Source organism: Flavobacterium columnare, assembly GCF_014844295.1.
GTDB classification, from domain to species: Bacteria; Bacteroidota; Bacteroidia; order Flavobacteriales; family Flavobacteriaceae; genus Flavobacterium; species Flavobacterium columnare.
In genome coordinates, this window is record NZ_CP054494.1 from 1,897,762 (window position 1) to 1,915,672 (window position 17,911).

General features: G+C 33.6%; 19 protein-coding genes and 2 pseudogenes. 6 read left to right on the plus strand and 15 right to left on the minus strand.

The genetic code is table 11. The features are described 5' to 3' along the window. Positions 1-60 precede the first annotated feature (60 nt). From HUE53_RS08215 to trmB, 7 genes are all read right to left on the minus strand, one after another. The gene (locus HUE53_RS08215) at positions 61-1,119 is read right to left on the minus strand and encodes an NAD(P)/FAD-dependent oxidoreductase (RefSeq protein ID WP_014165685.1); all 1,059 of its coding nucleotides are present in this window, start codon (positions 1,117-1,119) and stop codon (positions 61-63) included. Positions 1,120-1,227: 108 nt separating this feature from the next. Further along, complete coding sequence (locus HUE53_RS08220) at positions 1,228-1,467, minus strand: NifU family protein (protein ID WP_014165684.1); 240 nt, start codon at positions 1,465-1,467, stop codon at positions 1,228-1,230. A gap of 70 nt (positions 1,468-1,537) precedes the next feature. Next, the gene (locus HUE53_RS08225; protein ID WP_014165683.1) at positions 1,538-2,665 is read right to left on the minus strand and encodes an Mrp/NBP35 family ATP-binding protein; all 1,128 of its coding nucleotides are present in this window, start codon (positions 2,663-2,665) and stop codon (positions 1,538-1,540) included. A 159-nt stretch (positions 2,666-2,824) separates the two neighbouring features. Further along, a complete protein-coding gene (locus tag HUE53_RS08230) occupies positions 2,825-3,181 on the minus strand; it encodes an MGMT family protein (RefSeq protein ID WP_014165682.1) in 357 nt (118 codons plus the stop codon). Next, entirely contained in the window at positions 3,175-3,801 is a 627-nt protein-coding gene (locus HUE53_RS08235) for a LysE family transporter (RefSeq protein WP_014165681.1), read from the minus strand. The genes HUE53_RS08230 and HUE53_RS08235 overlap by 7 nt, the downstream gene beginning before the upstream one ends. A 542-nt stretch (positions 3,802-4,343) precedes the next feature. After that, entirely contained in the window at positions 4,344-4,481 is a 138-nt protein-coding gene (locus tag HUE53_RS08240) for a hypothetical protein (protein ID WP_155761341.1), read from the minus strand. Positions 4,482-4,661: 180 nt separating this feature from the next. Continuing rightward, positions 4,662-5,336, minus strand: a complete 675-nt coding sequence (gene trmB / locus HUE53_RS08245; protein ID WP_075348569.1) for a tRNA (guanosine(46)-N7)-methyltransferase TrmB — start codon at positions 5,334-5,336, stop codon at positions 4,662-4,664. A 92-nt stretch (positions 5,337-5,428) separates the two neighbouring features. Here trmB and HUE53_RS08250 point away from each other — a divergent pair, with 92 nt between their 5' ends. The 5 genes and pseudogenes from HUE53_RS08250 to HUE53_RS08275 all read left to right on the plus strand — a co-directional run bounded on the left by HUE53_RS08250 (position 5,429) and on the right by HUE53_RS08275 (position 8,665). After that, entirely contained in the window at positions 5,429-5,701 is a 273-nt protein-coding gene (locus HUE53_RS08250; protein ID WP_225556129.1) for an ISAon1 family transposase N-terminal region protein, read from the plus strand. Between the two features lie 164 nt (positions 5,702-5,865). Further along, a complete protein-coding gene (locus HUE53_RS08255) occupies positions 5,866-6,426 on the plus strand; it encodes an ISAon1 family transposase (RefSeq protein ID WP_262892209.1) in 561 nt (186 codons plus the stop codon). A gap of 175 nt (positions 6,427-6,601) precedes the next feature. Continuing rightward, positions 6,602-7,348: pseudogene (locus HUE53_RS08265) on the plus strand (IS256 family transposase). Between the two features lie 34 nt (positions 7,349-7,382). Continuing rightward, a pseudogene (locus HUE53_RS08270) lies at positions 7,383-8,284 on the plus strand (IS1595-like element ISFlc1 family transposase). A 63-nt stretch (positions 8,285-8,347) separates the two neighbouring features. Beyond that, a complete protein-coding gene (locus tag HUE53_RS08275) occupies positions 8,348-8,665 on the plus strand; it encodes a transposase (RefSeq protein ID WP_225556130.1) in 318 nt (105 codons plus the stop codon). Positions 8,666-9,045: 380 nt separating this feature from the next. On the opposite strand, the gene HUE53_RS08280 is transcribed toward HUE53_RS08275, so the two are convergent. From HUE53_RS08280 to tssD (HUE53_RS08310), 7 genes are all read right to left on the minus strand, one after another. Continuing rightward, positions 9,046-9,567, minus strand: coding sequence for a phage baseplate assembly protein V (locus tag HUE53_RS08280; RefSeq protein ID WP_192188409.1), 522 nt, complete (start codon positions 9,565-9,567; stop codon positions 9,046-9,048). Between the two features lie 115 nt (positions 9,568-9,682). After that, the gene (locus HUE53_RS08285; protein ID WP_165688643.1) at positions 9,683-9,853 is read right to left on the minus strand and encodes a hypothetical protein; all 171 of its coding nucleotides are present in this window, start codon (positions 9,851-9,853) and stop codon (positions 9,683-9,685) included. After that, the gene (locus HUE53_RS08290; protein ID WP_192188410.1) at positions 9,843-10,922 is read right to left on the minus strand and encodes a DUF2931 family protein; all 1,080 of its coding nucleotides are present in this window, start codon (positions 10,920-10,922) and stop codon (positions 9,843-9,845) included. The genes HUE53_RS08285 and HUE53_RS08290 overlap by 11 nt, the downstream gene beginning before the upstream one ends. After that, positions 10,915-12,534, minus strand: coding sequence for a phospholipase effector Tle1 domain-containing protein (locus HUE53_RS08295; RefSeq protein WP_192188411.1), 1,620 nt, complete (start codon positions 12,532-12,534; stop codon positions 10,915-10,917). The genes HUE53_RS08290 and HUE53_RS08295 overlap by 8 nt, the downstream gene beginning before the upstream one ends. A gap of 2 nt (positions 12,535-12,536) precedes the next feature. After that, on the minus strand, positions 12,537-14,456 hold the full coding sequence (locus tag HUE53_RS08300; protein ID WP_107317678.1) for a type VI secretion system Vgr family protein: 1,920 nt from the start codon (positions 14,454-14,456) through the stop codon (positions 12,537-12,539). A gap of 31 nt (positions 14,457-14,487) precedes the next feature. After that, the gene (gene tssD / locus HUE53_RS08305) at positions 14,488-14,877 is read right to left on the minus strand and encodes a type VI secretion system tube protein TssD (protein WP_014164870.1); all 390 of its coding nucleotides are present in this window, start codon (positions 14,875-14,877) and stop codon (positions 14,488-14,490) included. A gap of 225 nt (positions 14,878-15,102) precedes the next feature. Continuing rightward, positions 15,103-15,489, minus strand: coding sequence for a type VI secretion system tube protein TssD (gene tssD / locus HUE53_RS08310; RefSeq protein ID WP_014164869.1), 387 nt, complete (start codon positions 15,487-15,489; stop codon positions 15,103-15,105). 786 nt (positions 15,490-16,275) lie between these two features. Between tssD (HUE53_RS08310) and HUE53_RS08315 the strand changes: the two genes are divergently transcribed. Then, positions 16,276-17,430, plus strand: coding sequence for a beta-ketoacyl synthase N-terminal-like domain-containing protein (locus HUE53_RS08315; protein WP_041253292.1), 1,155 nt, complete (start codon positions 16,276-16,278; stop codon positions 17,428-17,430). Here the strand turns inward: HUE53_RS08315 and HUE53_RS08320 are convergent. After that, positions 17,419-17,883 carry a regulatory protein RecX gene (locus HUE53_RS08320; RefSeq protein WP_014166620.1) on the minus strand — a complete coding sequence of 155 codons (465 nt, stop codon included), beginning with the start codon at positions 17,881-17,883 and terminating at the stop codon, positions 17,419-17,421. The two genes, HUE53_RS08315 and HUE53_RS08320, sit on opposite strands and share 12 nt — an antisense overlap. Positions 17,884-17,911 lie beyond the last annotated feature (28 nt).

Sequence of the window (17,911 nt, forward strand, 5' to 3'; positions counted from 1 at the left end):
AATGAAATAAGCAGCAAATTAGGCTACTTTTGAGACAGCTTTTTTATTTATATTATATTTTCACTGAATTGCTTTTACAACTGCTTTTTCAGCTTCTTTTCTGGATCCGTCAAAACCATCAATTCCTGAAACTGTTGTATATTTTAAAACGTATTTTTTACCTGGATTTAATTTGTTGTAAACACTCTGACACATAAGAGTTGCCTCGTGAAAGCCGCATAAAATAAGTTTTAATTTACCTGGATATGTATTTACATCACCTATAGCGTAAATACCCTCTATATTAGTTTGGTAATCCAGTGCATTATTTACTTTAATTGCATTTTTTTCAATTTCAAGTCCCCAATTAGCAATAGGTCCTAACTTAGGTGTTAAACCAAAAAGAGGAATAAAATAATCACAAACCACGTTCATTCTTGCTGTCCCTACTTGAATATCTACGGATTCAATTCGTTCAGAACCTTTGAAACCGCATACTTCTGCTTCTGTAATTAATTTAATTTTTCCTTGTTGTTTTAGTTCTTGTACTTTTTCAACAGAGTCTAAAGCCCCGCGAAATTCGTTACGACGATGTACTAATGTTACTTCAGAAGCTACATTTGACAAGAAAACAGTCCAGTCAAGAGCTGAATCACCTCCTCCTGAAATTACAATTTTTTTATTACGGAATTTTTCAGGATCTTTTACAAAGTACTCAACTCCTTTATCTTCTTGTTCATAAAATTCTAAATCTTTTAAAACTGGTTTTCTAGGCTCAAAAATACCTAATCCCCCTGCAATAGCTACTGCTTTAGCACGATGTTCTGTTCCTTTATTAGTCGTTACTATAAAGGTACCATCTTCTAGCTTTTGAATTTTTTCAGCTACTTCATTGAGTGTAAAACCAGGTTGAAATTGTTTGATTTGTTCCATTAGGTTATCCACTAAATCACCTGCATTTACAGAGGGGAAACCTGGAATATCAAAAATAGGTTTTTTAGGATATAACTCGGTTAATTGACCTCCTGGTTGAGGCAAACCATCTATTAAGTGACATTTTAGTTTTAATAAACCGGCTTCAAAAACAGCAAAAAGCCCTGTAGGTCCTGCACCTATAATAAGTATATCTGTTTCTATCATTTCATTTAAATTTTAAAACGGAATTTAAGATTTTAAAGTTCTACTAAATATCAGATAAAAATCATGATATTTATCAATGAGAATTTTCCTAACGATTGTTTAGTCTTGTTAACTAACATTGATTACACTTTCAATTTGTGGAGCATATTTTTTAATGGTTGTCTCTACGCCTGCTTTTAGTGTACTAATATTTAAATTACAATTTGTACAAGCTCCTTCTAAACGAACTTTAACTAGCTTATTTTCTTCAATACTAATGAGTGTAATATCCCCTCCATCGGACTTAAGAAAAGGACGTATTTCGTCTAAAGCCTTTATAACGTTTTGTTCTAATTCTTGATTTGTCATCTTTTTTTTGATTTGCATTTACAGCTTACAGCCACAATATTGGATTATTGTGGCTAATAATTTCTGAAAACTATTTTTTTATGGCTGAACAGCCAGCCATTGTTGTTATCTTAATAGCTTCTGTAGGAGGAAGATCTTCATTTCTTTTAACGGTTTCTTCTACAACCTTTCGAGCAATTTCTTCAAATACTTTTTCTAGAGGCGAACCTGTTTGTAAAGCTGCGGGTCTACCATAATCTCCTGCTTCGCGAATACTTTGTACGATTGGCACTTCTCCTAAGAAAGGAACTTGTAAATCTTCAGCTAAGTTTTTAGCTCCTTCTTTACCAAAAATATGGTATTTATTATTTGGTAATTCTTCTGGTGTAAAGTATGCCATATTTTCAATAATTCCTAATACGGGTACATTTATACTTTCGGACAAAAACATAGACACTCCTTTTTTAGCATCTGCTAGTGCTACAGCTTGTGGGGTACTTACTACGACTGCTCCTGTGATAGGCAAGGACTGCATGATGGATAAATGAATATCTCCTGTTCCTGGGGGCAGATCTATAAGCAAAAAATCTAACTCACCCCAAGCTGCATCAAAAACCATTTGATTTAAGGCTTTTGCTGCCATGGGACCGCGCCATATTACCGCCTGACTAGGTGCTGTAAAAAATCCAATAGAAAGTAATTTAATTTCATAGCTTTCTATTGGTTTCATTTTTGATTTGCCCTCTATTTCTACGGATATTGGTTTTGCGTTTTCAACATCAAACATGATAGGCATTGAAGGACCGTAAATATCAGCGTCTAAAACCCCTACTTTAAATCCCATTTTTCCTAAAGTAACTGCCAAATTTGCTGTAACTGTTGACTTACCAACACCTCCTTTACCAGAAGCAACTGCAATAATATTAGAAATTCCAGGAATTGTTTTTCCTTTTATTTCATTCTTTTCTGGCACTTCTACTTTTATGTTTACTTTTACCGTAATTTCTGGAGAGAATGTTTCATGGATTAATTTACGAATATCATCTTCTGCTCGTTTTTTAATGTGCATAGCAGGGGTTGCTAAAGTAAGATCTACTATGACTTCATCTCCAAAAGTCAATACATTGGTAACAGCACCACTTTCAATCATATTTTTGCCTTCACCTGCAATAGATATGTTCTCAAGCGCTTTTAATATTTCTCTTCTATCTAGTTTCATTTTAATAACTATTAACAGTCTATCTAACCTCTTTATCTTTATTTAAACTGACTTTAGATTGCAAAGATAATGAGAAGTTTAGGAGTTTGAAACTTTAGAGGTTTAAAAGTTTTTATGTTATGATAAATGAAAACAATGAGGGAATGCGTTTGAATAAATTTAGATGGAATGAGAACTTAATTGAGGATCCCAAAAATATTTTTTGAAATCAAGGATTTGGTTATCTACTACTTCAACTCCTTCGTTTTCTAACAATTGCTGCATTACGTTAGACCCATCAAAATGATGTTTACCTGTTAAGACTCCGTTTCTGTTTACTACTCGATGTGCTGGTACATCATTCATGCCATGACAAGCGTTCATTGCCCAACCTACCATTCTAGCAGACCTACTAGCTCCAAGAGCTTTGGCTATAGCTCCATACGACGTTACTCTACCATAAGGTATTTGCCGTGCTATTTCATAAACTCGTTCAAAGAAATTTTCATGAGAGGTTTTAGTTACTATTACTACCATTTATATAATGTAAAAATAGCAATCATTCCAGTAACTGTAGCGATAATAAAATTGACATTTTTTGTAAAAAATGAAATCCTATTTTCCCATTTTTTAAAGAGAAAAGCGTATAAAACATAAACCAATGCACTCCCTAAAGTAGCTCCTAAAACATAAGCTATTCCTATGATGGGTGTAAAAAAATTAGGTATGAATGCGGAAAAATATAAACTTAAAAAAGCATAATAAGGAATGGGAAAAACATTTAATGTAGATAATGTAATTCCTTGATAAAAAGGAGAGATTTTACTTTTTGTTTCACTTGTTTCTAATTTACTAGTTTGTATTACATTTTGTATTCCTTTTCCTAAAAAGAATATAGTTAATGCAATGAATAGAATGATTCCGACTAATTTTAAATTTTTTGTTAACTGTGGATGATCTTGAAAAAAGGTAGCAAAATAAAACCCTAAAAAACTTTGTAATGCTACTATAATGGATACTCCTAATATGAATTCTTTAGCCTTTTTTATAGACTTCTTGATACTGATAGCTGCCACGCGCATGTTAAGCATCCCTGGCGGTAAAACTCCCATACTTGAAAAAAAAGTGGCTAAAAAAAAGGCTAAAAGAATAGACATTTTATATCGTTTGGTTTATTTGAGCTTGTTCAAGAGAACCCTCTTGTTTCCTGATCTAAAATAATTATCAGGTGTTTTATTTTCCTTTTAAATAAGTGTTTTCTAAATAAAAATAAGATTTTTAAAATCGCTCCTTTTTGACTTGTATTAAACCTATCATCGCTTTATAAAGTTGCATGTTTTTAACACTTTTTATTGCAAATGTATGCAATTTTTAGCTTCAAAAACTAACAATTGTAATAAATCACAAGATCCATAATTTAGGAAAACGGTTATTTAGTGGTTTATTCTATTTATCAAATTCTCTCACTCCAGTATCGTTTTCGATTAATTTAATTTCAGATCTTTCCCATAACGAGATCTAAAATTAATACTTCTTTTAACGAAATATTTTTTTCTTTTTCGATATTAATTTTGATTTCTTCTTTAGTTTCTAAAGTTTCATAAAAACTCTAATTACGAAACTTCTCCATTTCTTAATTTGTCTATTATAGAATCTTTTATTTTGTAATCTAATCATGCTCCTAGTCTATAAAAGTGAATCAGCCCATAATCACTATCTTTTGGTAGTCTAGAGCTGATTTTTTTGCATCTGTAACAACTTTTTCATATCCGAAATCAGCAGTAAATCCAGTATCTCCAATTTTGACATCTTCAATAAATTCTGAATTATTTGGCAATGCATCATCCTTTTTTAACACCGTTATTTCGCTATCATCATTGACATTGAATTCTTGATAGTTTTTATTTGCTAACTTCGTAGAAATACTTGTTGAGCAACTTGATATTGATAAGAATAGTATTTTCTTGATTTCTTTTTTTTAATTCGTTTTCAAAAAAAATATTTTTGTCTCTTGCTATTATTTAATTCTAAAACGGATATAGGTAATTGCTTTATTAATTTCTAAATATTGTTGTTCATAAAAAGTTTGTATTTCTAGAACTTCATTAGGAGCACCTTCGTTTTTATATACATTATGATTAGCATATAGCACTTCATGTCCTTCACCATGTAATAATCCCAAAGTATATCCGTGCATAAACTCGCTGTCTGTTTTTAGATTTACAATTCCATCGGGCTTTAAAATTCTTTTATACATTTTTAAGAACTCACTGTTAGTCATACGATGTTTTGTGCGTTTATATTTAATTTGTGGATCGGGAAATGTAATCCAGATCTCATCAATTTCATGCGTATCAAAAACTCCTTCTATTAATTCAATTTGAGTGCGTACAAAAGCCGTATTATTCATACCGCTTTCTAAGGCTGTTTTAGCGCCTCTCCAAAAACGAGCGCCTTTAACATCTATTCCTATATAATTTACATTTGGATTTCTTGAAGCTAAACCTATGGTATACTCTCCTTTACCGCATCCTAATTCTACTATAATAGGATTGTCATTTTTGAAAAATGTTGAACGCCATTTTCCTTTGTAAGGAAAAACGCCATTAACCACCTCATCACGAGTAGGTTGAATAACATTATCAAAAGTTTCGTTTTCTTTAAAACGTTTTAATTTATTTTTACTTCCCACAATTTCTTAAAGTTTTGGCAAAATTAAATAATTATGTGGTATAATAAAGCGTTTTATCGGCTCACATAAAACATATGGGGAGTAATTGTAAATTGCGACAAAAAAAAGTAAATGGATTATTCGATACTTTCAGCGTTTTACCCGAAGAATTATTAGGTCATTTTGATATTGTTGATTTTATAGAATTAGGAGATATTCAAACAAAAAAGAATTGCTTTTACATCTATCTTGATGAAAAGAACATTATTCCCGAAGGTTTCATTTCAGAGGAATATGAGTCAAAAGGCTTTTGTGAGGGTACATTGATAGAAGATTTTCCAATACGAGGAAAGGCTGTTTATTTAGGTATCAGAAGACGTAGGTGACGAAATAAAGTAGATAAGTCAGAAATTAAAAGCGATTATTCTTTTATTGCAGAAGGTTCCAAAATTAACTGTTGAACTTTTGAATTTTTTAAAAGGTACAGGTCGAGGCCCGAGAAGATACGATAAGTAATATTGCCAGTTATTACGGCATTAAAGCTGATTTACTGCCAAGACATTACAAAAAAAGAATCAGTGGTTTTACAAGTTGGAAACAGTTTGACCATGCCGAAAATATAGGGGAGAATTTAAGTATTGATGAAGTAAGTTTGTCAAAAGGTGAACTGTATACTTTTGTAACCAATAAACAAGGAAGAGGCAAAAAGAAATCCTTAGTTGCGGTTATAAAAGGCAGCAAAAGTCAGGACATTATTGATGTGGTTACTAAAATTCCACTTTCGCATAGAAAACAAGTAAAATCGATAACACTTGACATGGCAAACAATATGCAATCAGCATCAAGAATGTGTTTTCCTGAAAGTTACCTTGTCACAGACCGTTTTCATGTGGTAAAGTTGGTAATGGAAGTTCTCCAGCATTTAAGGATAAAATATCGCTGGGAGGAGATTGAAAAAGAGAATCAGGCTATCAAAAAAGCAAAGGAGCAAGCAATAAAATACATTCCAATAATTTTTGAAAACCAAGACACTCCCAAACAACTATTGGCTCGATGTCGTTATATCATTGCCAAGAAACCCAACCAATGGACAGAAACCCAAAAAGTGTGAGCCCAAATATTGTTCCAAGATTATCCTCGATACTGTACAAAAAAAGTGTGTAAAGAATTTTTTGTAATTTTAAAATTATGAACCATTAAAATTTACAATTATGGACTTTACACACGCTCAAATTTCGGAATTATTATTGGAAGTTGCAAATTCAGAAAATGGAACGAATTTATTAATGCAAATGACCTTAGAGACCTTTATGAAGTCAGAACGGGTATTGCATCCGCTAGAAAATCCCACGGATTATGCAAATGGATTTAGAACTAGAACGACTAATGGTTTTGGCAAAGAAATGGTTTTAAAGGAACCAAGAACACGAAGAGGTACCTTTTATCCAGCATTGCTTGGAGTTCTAAGAAATGAGGATGAAGAGCATCGAAAACTCATTTTTAGTCTTTATAGAAAAGGTTAAACAACAGAGCAAGTAAGCGACGTTTATGAAGAACTTTACGGTAAAGATTACAGCAAGCAGCAGATAAGTTACTTGATGAAGGAGAATAAAAAAGAAATTGAATTATGGCTTAAAAGAGACTTAGAAGAACATTATTTAGTACTTTATATTGATGCTACTTTTGTTCATACAAGGCGAGATAATTCGGTTAAGAAAGAAGGCTATTTCACAATTTTAGGTATTAAAGAAGAAGAAACAAGGGAGGTTTTAACAATTGTAAATCATCCCACAGAAGGAGCTTTATTGTGGCAACAAGAGTTGGAGAGCTTAAAAACAAGAGGTGTAAAAAGTATTGGATTAGTGGTCTCTGACAGCTTAACATCTATTGAAAACGCTAGTGCAAAAGTCTTCCCTAATGCCAAACATCAACTCTGTGTGGTTCATTTTAAACGAAATATATTAGCTATTTTTCCACGAACAAAACGAGTAGAAATAGCAATAGAATTAAAGGAAATTGAGTTAATCATTTAATTTCTGTATCTTTAAGTCTTTAAAATCATGTATTATGGAAGTATTTGAAGGACAAAATATACTAAACTTTATAAAAGAATTGCCAAATGATGAATCTTGTAAGGCATATTTAGCACAAATAAAATGGAAAGATGGTTTTATTTGTATGAAGTGTGGTCATACAAAAGGATGTGAAAAATCGGGATATAATTACCAATGTTATAATTGTCAACATGTTGAAAGTGCCACTGCCAATACGTTGTTTCACAAGGTTAAATTTGGTTTACATAAAGCTTTTTGTATTGTGTTCGAAATGACAACTAGTAGTAAAAGTGTATCAAGTATTCAAATGGGCAAACGTTTTGGTATTCGCCAAGGTACTGCTTGGTATTTTATGCAAAAAGTGCGCAAAGCAATGCAAAGTAGCCAGAAATATCCTTTGTCAGAATTGGTTCATGTAGACGAATTTACTGTGGGTGGAAAAGAAGAAGCAAAACAAGGAAGAAGTTATGATTCTAAAAAGAAAAAAGCAGTAATAGCAGTAGAATTAAACCAAAAACATCAGATAAAAAGAGTCTATGTGAAATCTATTGACGACTATTCTTCAAAATCACTAACTCCAATTTTTGAAGAACATATAAGTCAAACGGCAAAGATAGTAACCGATAAATGGAGAGGGTATGAACCTCTAAAAAAACTTTACAATATTGAACAGCAATTAAGTAATAAAGGAAGAAATTTCAACGAATTACATATTATAATAATGCAATTGAAATCTTGGATTAGGACAATACCAACCCATGTTAGTAAATGGCATATTCAAGCTTATTTTGATGAGTTTTGTTTTAGAATAAACCGTTCTCAATTTAAACAAGTATTTTTCATAAAACCATAGAAAGAATGCTAAATACAAAACCAATTTATCAAAAAAATATAAAACAGATATTAAGTGTATAACTCAAAAAGGAAATATTCCAAGTAGAAACAAAAAGCACAACACCAATTGCTTCATTTGAAAAATTGATTAATTTTGTTCAAAAGAGGGAAAGTAAATATCCAAGCATAAAAAGTTTCAAAAATGAGCGAAATATAGCTTATTTTACTTATTTAGATTATCCGCCACAAATTCAAAGAATGGTTTATTCGACCAACTGGATTGAACGGTTGAACAGAGATTACAAGCGTGTTTTGAAAATGAGAGGAGCCATGCCGAACGTGTCTTCAGTTATTGCTTTAATGGGTTCGGTAGCATTGGAAAAAAAATATAAAACATACAAGTATCCAGTAAGTGCTTTTAGAGATATAGAGGAATTAAAAAGAAAGAAAGAAACAAGATAAAGGAAAGAAAATTAAGTGTAGCGTAGCGGAACGTATTTTCTTTCCTTTATCTTATTTTGAACATTGAAATATTGATTATAAAAATGTTTTACACACTTTTTAATACACTACCTCTGTTTTTTTTATTTTAAAACAACTCGAACAAACGGTTGAGTATATAATTGAAATCATCATTAGTTCGAGCGCGAAGCGCATCGAGAATCAACACTAATTTTTATTGTTTTTGTAGGATAGTGTCTAAATCAACATACAGTTTGTTACTCCTACGTAAGGAGGAGTCTCATAATCAATAGTATGTGATTTCTCCCTTTGGTCGAAATACAAGATTGCGAACTTTTTGGACAGTCTCAAGGTTAAAAAAATAGTATTATGAGGAAATTTCAAAGTTTAAATGGTATTACTATCGTCATCATATCCATTGCAACTGTAGTATTTTTCATGGCTCCAATGGTTTCGTTTTTGTTGATTCCTGCACTTTCGGAGATATTCATACCAACAGTTGTGCTCATGTTTTTGCCTACATTAATAATCATATCTTCGCCTGCGGTAATGATCATGTTTTTTGGCGCATTCACATTAATATTCCCATGACCGTCCATCGTCCAAGTGTTGCCACTAGGATCCTCTATAAAAACAGAACCTTGGGCATCGTTTAGAATAATTTTAGTTCCAGATCGGGTATGAATGGCTTTTACATCATTGCCGCTAGTATGGTACCCACTGGTTTCGCTTCCGTTATAATGAGTGCCTAGTACAAAAGGTTTTTCCGCATTGCCGCTTTCAAAACCTACAAGAATTTCTTCGCCTATTTCGGGGATAAAATGAAATCCTTTGCCCGACTCTGCGTGCGGAGTCAGAATCCTAATCCAGTTACTCCTAGTGCTTCTTTTATCGTATTGCAACTTATAGTAAGCAAAAGTAATAGTACCATTGCTTGTTGTATTAATTTATCCATTTTGTATTTCTCGTTTGCGTTACCAAAAACTATTTGCGATATACCATAATTATCCGCTTCTATCAGTTTAATGAAATAATAGTAGGAGCTTTAGGATACGCTATAATATCAATAGTACCGTTTGGGTATTGATCTAGCAGTACATATTTTTCAAAAGGATAGACTATTTCTTTTTTGGTGGTAATAGTTATATAACCACCCGCTCGTAGTGTTATACGCTGTTTATTTTTCATTTTCTTTATAGGAATCTTTGTATTCGCCAGGTTCATAACTAGGCCATATACGCATACTATCTACTTCTATTTTTGTGTTGTCAACAAAAAGCTCCATATCAGAATTATCAGCCGCTATTTTTACATGAAAACGATGGGTACTTCCCTCAGGGATGTTTTTAAAATGATTAAAAATAGCCTCTTCGTTTAAAAATACCAATCCTCTATACGTATCTTTATACCCCGTTTCCCAATCTACAAGAATTACATTAGGCAAGGCTCTACTCACGGGAGTAGGGGTGAGTATTTCGGGTCTAAAATAGCACTTAAACTCACCGTTAAAAGACCACCATTCTTTACAAAATAATTTAAATTTTTTGTTTTCAGAGGTAGCATTAAGGGCAATATGGTAACGCTTACGGTAAGTGTCCCATAGGGCACAAGAGGCATTGGGCATAAAATCGCGGGCTTTTACCTGTGCTCTATTCATAGACCAGCTGGCAAACAATCGTTTTTCAAAAGCTTTATCCTCTTCTTTGTTTGTAATTTCTTTTGCCTGAAAACGTCCTACTTCTATTTTTGCTCCAAGATACCCTGCCCATACCACCACCATACCTTGTGGGGCAAAACCAAAGATAAGCGAATTAAACATTCCTGGTTTATAAGGCTCATCAGGATTTAAATCTTCTTGGTACAAAAAAGATTCATCAGGATAATGAATTTCTTTTACGAGTTTTTTCATTTTTTCTACGTCAAATTTCGCCTCTAGCCTATAAAACTTGTCTTCATAGCCTGCATAATATACAATAGTAGCGCCTATAGGAGTGCCGTATTGATCTGTATAACTTTTACCAGAAGCCCCCCATTCACCAGAGGAACCGCCAAAGGGCATGTGGGCTATTTTTCCTTCAAGGGTGTATATTTCGTCTTCTACTAGTTCTACCCTATATATATTAGTATTTTCTCCTAATGTTTCTTTAGGCTGACACATCTCGGGTGTCCATTGCGGTGGTGCTTCTTTCTTCATCGTATTGCAACTTATAGTAAGCAAAAGTAATAGTACCATTGCTTGTTGTATTAATTTATCCATTTTGTATTTCTCGTTTGCGTTTGTCAAAAGTTTGTGGACCAGGTTCTATCCCTAAGGCATTTGTACGCTCATTAAGCCCAAATGCATCTGCGCGTACAGACCAATGAAAATACCTGTTTCGAAGTTCTTTAAGCACTGGGAGTGCTATAAAATCGAGATAACTTATTTTTTTGGGTTGGTTTAAATAGCGTATGTATCGTGCCGCATCCTGAGTACGAATACATTCATTCCTGAAATTTTGACATTTTGCGGCATAGGTTTGTAATTGCTCATAGGCTTTTTTAACCACAGGGTCGGTAATTACTATTTTAGTATCCTTTAATGTCTTTTGATACTTCACCTCAAATTGCTCTGAAATTTGTACCATCATATTAAAAGGAATTTTGTCATAGGTGTTTTCAAGCATACGCTTTCCTTTTAGTTTATACTTAAAGTCAGCTTCTCTGGAACTTATAAGTTCCCTTGTAATGTAGAGTTGTTTTTTGTTAAACCAACCTTCTTTTATGAGAATTTCTTTATATTTTTCAGCTTTACTTTTATTAGAAGCGCCTGTTCCTTGAAATAGTACTGAATTTTCAATACTATGCGGTAAATACGAACCGCCTATATCGCTATGTACGCCTGGTAAGGTTAGTTCTAAGCCGTGTAATCCAGCACTGTTTATATTAGTGAGGTCAAAGTTTTCGCGGTATTCATCATCGGCTGCAATTTGAAAAACCATTTTAGCTTTGCGTATTGCATCCAGTCCTAGCACTTCTACATCATTATCATGATAAACTCCTTCTGATGAAACGGTATCGTACAAGCCTACAAAATTAAAAACAATACGTTCTGGAATCACTTTATTTTGGACTAACTGGTACCCAAAAAAACCGTGCTTTATGTATAACGGATGTTCTTTCGTAATTTTATGTAATTTTTTAGAAGGCGAGCATAAACGCATACCCCTAAAACCATCTTCTATTGTAGATGGCGTACTGGCTATATGTATAAAATGGCGGGCTGTGGTAGCACCACGACTAAAACCATAAACATTGATAAATAAAATGCGAAGCTTTTTCTTTCTTAATGTCTTAAATTTTTCTTTTACTTTTTCAGCGGCTTTAACACATCCTTTTTCTACTTTTTCGGCTATACCGGTCCCCGTTCCTATGCCTATCATTTGTTCTTTACTTATCCCTGTTGCTAATGAAGCACTATCGTCTTCTTGATCGTCTTCTGTAGCCACCCCTTCTATATAAACATTACCTTGTAAAGAGCTGTCTTCTGTTATATCATAACCACGCGCCACATTGGTATAGTCGTTCATATAGCTATCGTCTTTTTTATTAGACATTTCTTTATAAATAGCATTATTTTGTTCCCTGGAAAGGGTATTGTTTTTATTGTTTTGGGTTCCGTCAAAATAAATATTAATAGTTAGGTCTGTAAAACTCACGGGATGATCACTCTCATTTATAGGTTTGTTGGTATTGTAGCTAATTCCCTTATCTTTACCTTTTTGTACTATTTTAGTATTGCTAGTATGTTTAATTTTTTCTTTAGACTTTAGAACCGTTTTTCCTTTACTGCTCATGTTTATATTTCCTTCGGCAATTATTTCTATACTCATAATTAGTGTGAATTAGATTTTTCGGCACTGTTGTTTTGTACTTCACTTTCAGAATGGTGTTCCATTTTTCCTTCACTAAAAACATTGAGTTCTTTTAAACTAACTGTTTTATGTTCTTTATCGGTATGGCTTTCTATATCGCCCTTAACATATTTTCTAAAAGACCCCATGATATTAGCTATATAATTAGTAGTGACAGATAGTGCGTATGCAATACCTACCGATACGTTTTTATTACCGTTTGTGGTTTCCATATTATCTAACGTTACGGAGGTCATTAAATTTTTACCTACTTGAATATTTAAATTTCCACCTACATTAATTAATAAATTTTCAGGGATATTAAGTGTAGCGTTGCCTTGTCCATCAAATTGTAAGTAGTTACCATCTGGGGTGCTTTGTTTCCAGCTTCCTTCGGCATCGTTTGCAAGGGTTTCTATACCGCTACGGGTTTTTATGGCTTTTACATCATTGCCGCTAGTATGGTACCCACTGGTTTCGCTTCCGTTATAATGAGTGCCTAGTACAAAAGGTTTTTCTGCATTGCCGCTTTCAAAACCTACAAGGACTTCTTCGCCTATTTCGGGGATAAAATGAAATCCTTTGCCTGCTCCTGAGTGGGGTTGTATTAGGCGAATCCATGGGGTTTTTTGGTTTTTTCTTTCTTGCCATGGAAATTGTACGCGTACACGCCCCATGCTCATAGGATCGTTGTTGTCTACTACCCGTGCGGTTTGTTCTTCGCATTTAGGATAGGTGTTGTCGTCAAAATAAGGAGGGGTCCATAAATCGGGAATGGCTACGAACTCGTTGTAATAGCTATTGCCATCATGAAAATGTTGAATTTCTATGATGCGATAGGTTTCCATAGGGCGGTCGTTTATATCAACTAGTTTGGTTAGATCGCCTTGTTTGAGTTGGGGGTCTTTGCTTTTGCCTTTTACGATCATCAGGTTTTCTCTGAGTTCTTTTTGTTTTCGTACGGCATCTTGTAGCTCTTTATCGGTTCGGTTGTTGATACCCGTGGGGTTGTGGAGCTTGTTGGGTTTTTTATGGAATACGTTTTTTGAGGCTTTTAGGGCTACTAGTTGGTAGGGGTTGACTTTGTTTTGTAATTGAGCTGAGGCGCTATCTCGTTGTAGGCTGGTGCCTGATTCTACATCGTAGGTGGTGTAGGTAAATTGTTGTGGTTTTACTGATATTTCAAAGGATACGTGTACTAGGTCTACACTTTCGTCTAGGTTTATGATTTTAGGGCCTACTTTGTTGCCTAACACTAGGCTCTGTCCGTTGTAATACAGGTATTCGCCATAGCGTATGGCAAGTTGTTGTAAAAATTGGTAATCTGTTTGGTTGTATTGTACGGTGTAAGGCAACACATTTTGGGTGTTGTTGTTTCGGACAATGGTATGAAGGGTGTCTTTGGGGTATTGGGCGGTTATGTCTTGAAAGATTTCTTCTAGGGTTTTGTTTTCAAAACTTTGGGATTCAAGTCCTTGTTCTAACATAATGGTAGGAGCGTGTCCTGTAATATATAGTCTGCCGTAACCGTCTTTTTTTAAAAGGTTTAAATGGGTTATAATGCCTGTAAAGGTTTGTTTTATTTCTCCAAATCGGTGCAGGTGGATGTGTATGGTTTTTCCTAGGTAGCTTTTAGAATGTTCCATGATGTAGGCTTCTTCGTTGTCTAGGGAATCGGCACGGGTATCTAGGGTAAAGGTGTCGTGTTCGTTGGTTTTTTGATGGAACTGTAGGTTAAAATGGGATTTTTCTAGGAAGGATTTGCCTTCTATGGTAAGGGTGCAGTAGACTAATGGACTGGATTTGTCGGCTAAAAAGTCTTTAAAGGAACGTAATGAGGCGTATTTTGCTATGTCGTCAGGATGGTTGAGTCTTCCATAATCGCTGTTGAAAGTATCCATATCGCGTATTTTTTAGTTGTTTAGTTGTTGTTTAATCTTTCCATTTCTTTTCGTGTGCAGCTTCGTTTAGAACAAAACGTTTGGCCATTAGACGTAGGGCAATTTGTAGCGGTTCAGTGCTTTTAGCGTCAAAATATTCCGAAAAGGAAACACAATAGGCTTTTTCAAACTTTAACTCTTGTAGTTTGCTCATGGCATCTCTTCTAAAGAATATAATGGTGCCGTTTTTGGTTTGACTGTGGTCGAGCATCCATTGTAATAGGTTGGATTTCCCGTTGCTTTCTATACGGATGTTAATTTCGCCTCCTTGAGGCATTCCTTCGGGTTTTCCTGTAGCGTCTATTTGTTGTGTAAAATTATAGTCGCAACTGAGTATGTTATAGGTGTTTCCGTCTAGTTCTAATTTAGCTAAAAAGGACATGTTTGTTTTTTTATAGGGTTGTTTATTTGAAAGAAAAAAAAGAAAAAAGGCGATCCCAAAAGATCGCAACCATCATTTAACGGAGTTCTTTTTAGACTAGGGTTGACCGGTGTAAAACCTAGGAGGTAATACAATGATTGATCTAGCCAATGTCATTTCCTTAGAGAAACTAACAAAGAACTGGGGGTTAAAAAGTTGTTTTTAGGGAACGCCTTTTTGAAGGGATTATACCCATTCGTTTTCGTAAGCTCCTGAACCTAGTTCAATTTTTTTAGCTGAAATGGTAAAGGTTTCAGTTAGTGGATTTACGCCTGTAGAATCAAAGTTTTCTCTGAATTTTACTAAGTATCCTTCTGAGAATTTTAATTCTTTTAGAACCGCTTCGCTGTCTCTTTTAAAGAATTTTACACTTCCGTCTTTTCTTTCAAATGAGTTGGTCATCCACTCAAAGAATGAAGTGTCTGCAGTACCTTCAATTGTTAATTCAATTTTTCCTCCTCTAGTTACAGTAGAAGGTCTACCCGTTGCGTCTGTTTCTTGAAATAAACCGTAGTTTACATTTAATACTGTGTACTCTTTTCCTGCTACTGCTAATTTTGCTTTGAATGACATAATTATAAATATTTAAAAAATTAAGAAATACATAAGGATATATCTATAAAGGTATAGAGTAGGTTAAAAAATGATTTTGGGGTGGGTTTTGTTAGGTATGAACCAATTTGAGTAGGATTGTTTGGGTTTTGTGGTTTCATGACATATTTTGTTTTTAATAATAACAACCATTTATGGAAATATGATTAAGTCAAATATAGCGGGTTTGGTTTTAAAAAACAAATATTTTGTTATAAAAAATAAAAAACCACTGGTGTTTTTGTTTTTTATTGTTTTTAAAAGGGGGGATTAATTCTATAGGGTTTTGACTTGATCCAAAGCAAAAGCGAAAGAAATAAACGAAAGTGCTGAAAATAAATAAGTTTCAGTGCAAGGTAATAACAATTGGTATATAGAAGTAGAAGCCAGTTTTGAAGGCTGAGCCGTTTGTCAAATATAAGATTAAATGGATTCAAAATCATATTCTAGTTTCGTATTGACATCGACCCTTTTTTGGGGTGTTTCTTTCAAAACGGCATCTTTAGTTGGGAATTCCATTTTGAGATTTTCTATGTAAATTTATCGTGTAAATTATTTTTTAGGATTTCTAAAGGAAATTCAAAAAAGACGGAAGTATAATAGGTTTAGATGGTTTCAAATAAAGGAATTGTAGGAATTTGAAAGAGTAGTAAAACCATACTCTTGATTGTTATTAAGAGAAGGTTTTATTTGAAGAACACACGTTAAAATAGAAAGTTTTTTAGTGTTTTTTTAAAAACTTTGCGAACTTTGCCCAAACTTTATATTTTGAAACAAAAAATAGCCATCACTTCTCTAGCTTCTATGTCTGCTTTAGGTAGTCAACCTGAACAAATTTGGAGGAATTATTTATTAGATTCTACTTGTATTACAGTTGAAAAATTTAATAATAAAAAAGAATATATAGCTAAAATGCCCACAGATTGTAAAGTTGAATTAGATATTTTACAACAATCCGATCTTAAATATAAATCATTAGATCAGACTGTTTTAATGGCAATTTTAACTTCTCGTAACGCGGTAAAACAGGCGGGTTGGAAAGAAGGAGATGATTTCGGAATCAATATAGGTTCATCAAGAGGAGCAACTCAGCTTTTGGAATACTATCATAAAGAATTTTTAGAAACAGGTATGACATCTACACTTGTTTCGCCCACAACCACTTTAGGGAATATTTCGTCTTGGGTGGCACATGACCTAAAGAATAAAGGGTTGGCTATTTCACATTCAATAACCTGTTCTACGGGACTACACGCTCTATTAAATGGCGTAGCTTGGTTACAAGCAGGAATGATGGATAAGTTTTTGGTAGGAGCTAGTGAAGCATCTTTGACAGATTTTACTCTTGCGCAAATGAATGCACTTAAGATATATGCTAAAGAAAATCAAGAATATCCGTGCCGTGCACTTGATTTGAAAAAAACTAAAAACACTATGGTATTAGGAGAAGGAGCCAGTTCTATTTGCTTGGACGCAAGCGAAACAGTTGATGCGTTGGCTTATATTGAAGGGGTTGGATTTGCAACAGATGAATTACAACATAATATATCTATTTCCGAAGAAGCCCTTTGTTTTCAAAAATCAATGCAAATGGCATTAGGTAGTACGTCTTTAGATGCTGTTGATGTTATTGTTATGCATGCACCAGGCACAATTAAAGGGGATTCGTCAGAATACAAAGCCATCCAAAAAATATTTAAAAGTAAATTACCTTTACTTACAACTAATAAATGGAAATTAGGTCACACCTTTGGAGCCTCTGGTTTATTAAGTGTAGAAATGGCTATTTTAATGTTGCAAGTTCAATATTTTATAGGAATTCCTTATTTAAACATATCCAGTAAACCAAAATCCATCAAAAAGATATTAGTTAATGCAGTAGGATTTGGAGGAAACGCAGTAAGTGTTTTGTTATCCGTTTAGAGTACATAATTCTTCTATTTTTTTAAAAATCAAATAAGATTCATACCCCTTTCTAAAGAGGAAATCACTCACCTTACGTTTCTTTTTTTGAAGGAGAGGTTCTTTTGTGTTATTCCATTCTTTTTCGGTTAATTCCTTGAAATTTTGGAGATAGTCCTCCTCTTTTATTTCATTAAGAGCTGTTTTAATGTTATAGGACGATACTCCGTGTAATTTAAGCTCGTTTGTAATGCGTATTCTACCCCATTTTTTATAGTTATGTTTTCCTCTAGCAAATGAACAAGCAAAACGCTCTTCATTTAAATAATTATGTTCAATCAGATAGATGATGTACTCCTCCATTAATTCCTCCTCTATCTTTAGTAATTTCAGTTTTAATTGGATTTCCTTATAAGACCTCTCTTGATAAGCACAGTACGATTCTAGTTTTTTTAGTATAGACGGATAAAGCATTTTATGGATTAAATTATTTTTTTAAAAG

Bases quoted from the DNA above. Each gene is read 5' to 3' on its own strand.
- HUE53_RS08215 (WP_014165685.1), bottom strand. From the start codon at position 1,119: ATGATAGAAACAGATATACTTATTATAGGTGCAGGACCTACAGGGCTT.
- tssD (WP_014164870.1), bottom strand. From the start codon at position 14,877: ATGTCCTTTTTAGCTAAATTAGAACTAGACGGAAACACCTATAACATA.
- HUE53_RS08295 (WP_192188411.1), bottom strand. From the start codon at position 12,534: ATGAGTATAGAAATAATTGCCGAAGGAAATATAAACATGAGCAGTAAA.
- HUE53_RS08300 (WP_107317678.1), bottom strand. From the start codon at position 14,456: ATGGATACTTTCAACAGCGATTATGGAAGACTCAACCATCCTGACGAC.
- HUE53_RS08285 (WP_165688643.1), bottom strand. From the start codon at position 9,853: ATGAAAAATAAACAGCGTATAACACTACGAGCGGGTGGTTATATAACT.
- tssD (WP_014164869.1), bottom strand. From the start codon at position 15,489: ATGTCATTCAAAGCAAAATTAGCAGTAGCAGGAAAAGAGTACACAGTA.
- HUE53_RS08220 (WP_014165684.1), bottom strand. From the start codon at position 1,467: ATGACAAATCAAGAATTAGAACAAAACGTTATAAAGGCTTTAGACGAA.
- HUE53_RS08225 (WP_014165683.1), bottom strand. From the start codon at position 2,665: ATGAAACTAGATAGAAGAGAAATATTAAAAGCGCTTGAGAACATATCT.
- HUE53_RS08290 (WP_192188410.1), bottom strand. From the start codon at position 10,922: ATGGATAAATTAATACAACAAGCAATGGTACTATTACTTTTGCTTACT.
- HUE53_RS08230 (WP_014165682.1), bottom strand. From the start codon at position 3,181: ATGGTAGTAATAGTAACTAAAACCTCTCATGAAAATTTCTTTGAACGA.
- HUE53_RS08235 (WP_014165681.1), bottom strand. From the start codon at position 3,801: ATGTCTATTCTTTTAGCCTTTTTTTTAGCCACTTTTTTTTCAAGTATG.
- HUE53_RS08320 (WP_014166620.1), bottom strand. From the start codon at position 17,883: ATGCTTTATCCGTCTATACTAAAAAAACTAGAATCGTACTGTGCTTAT.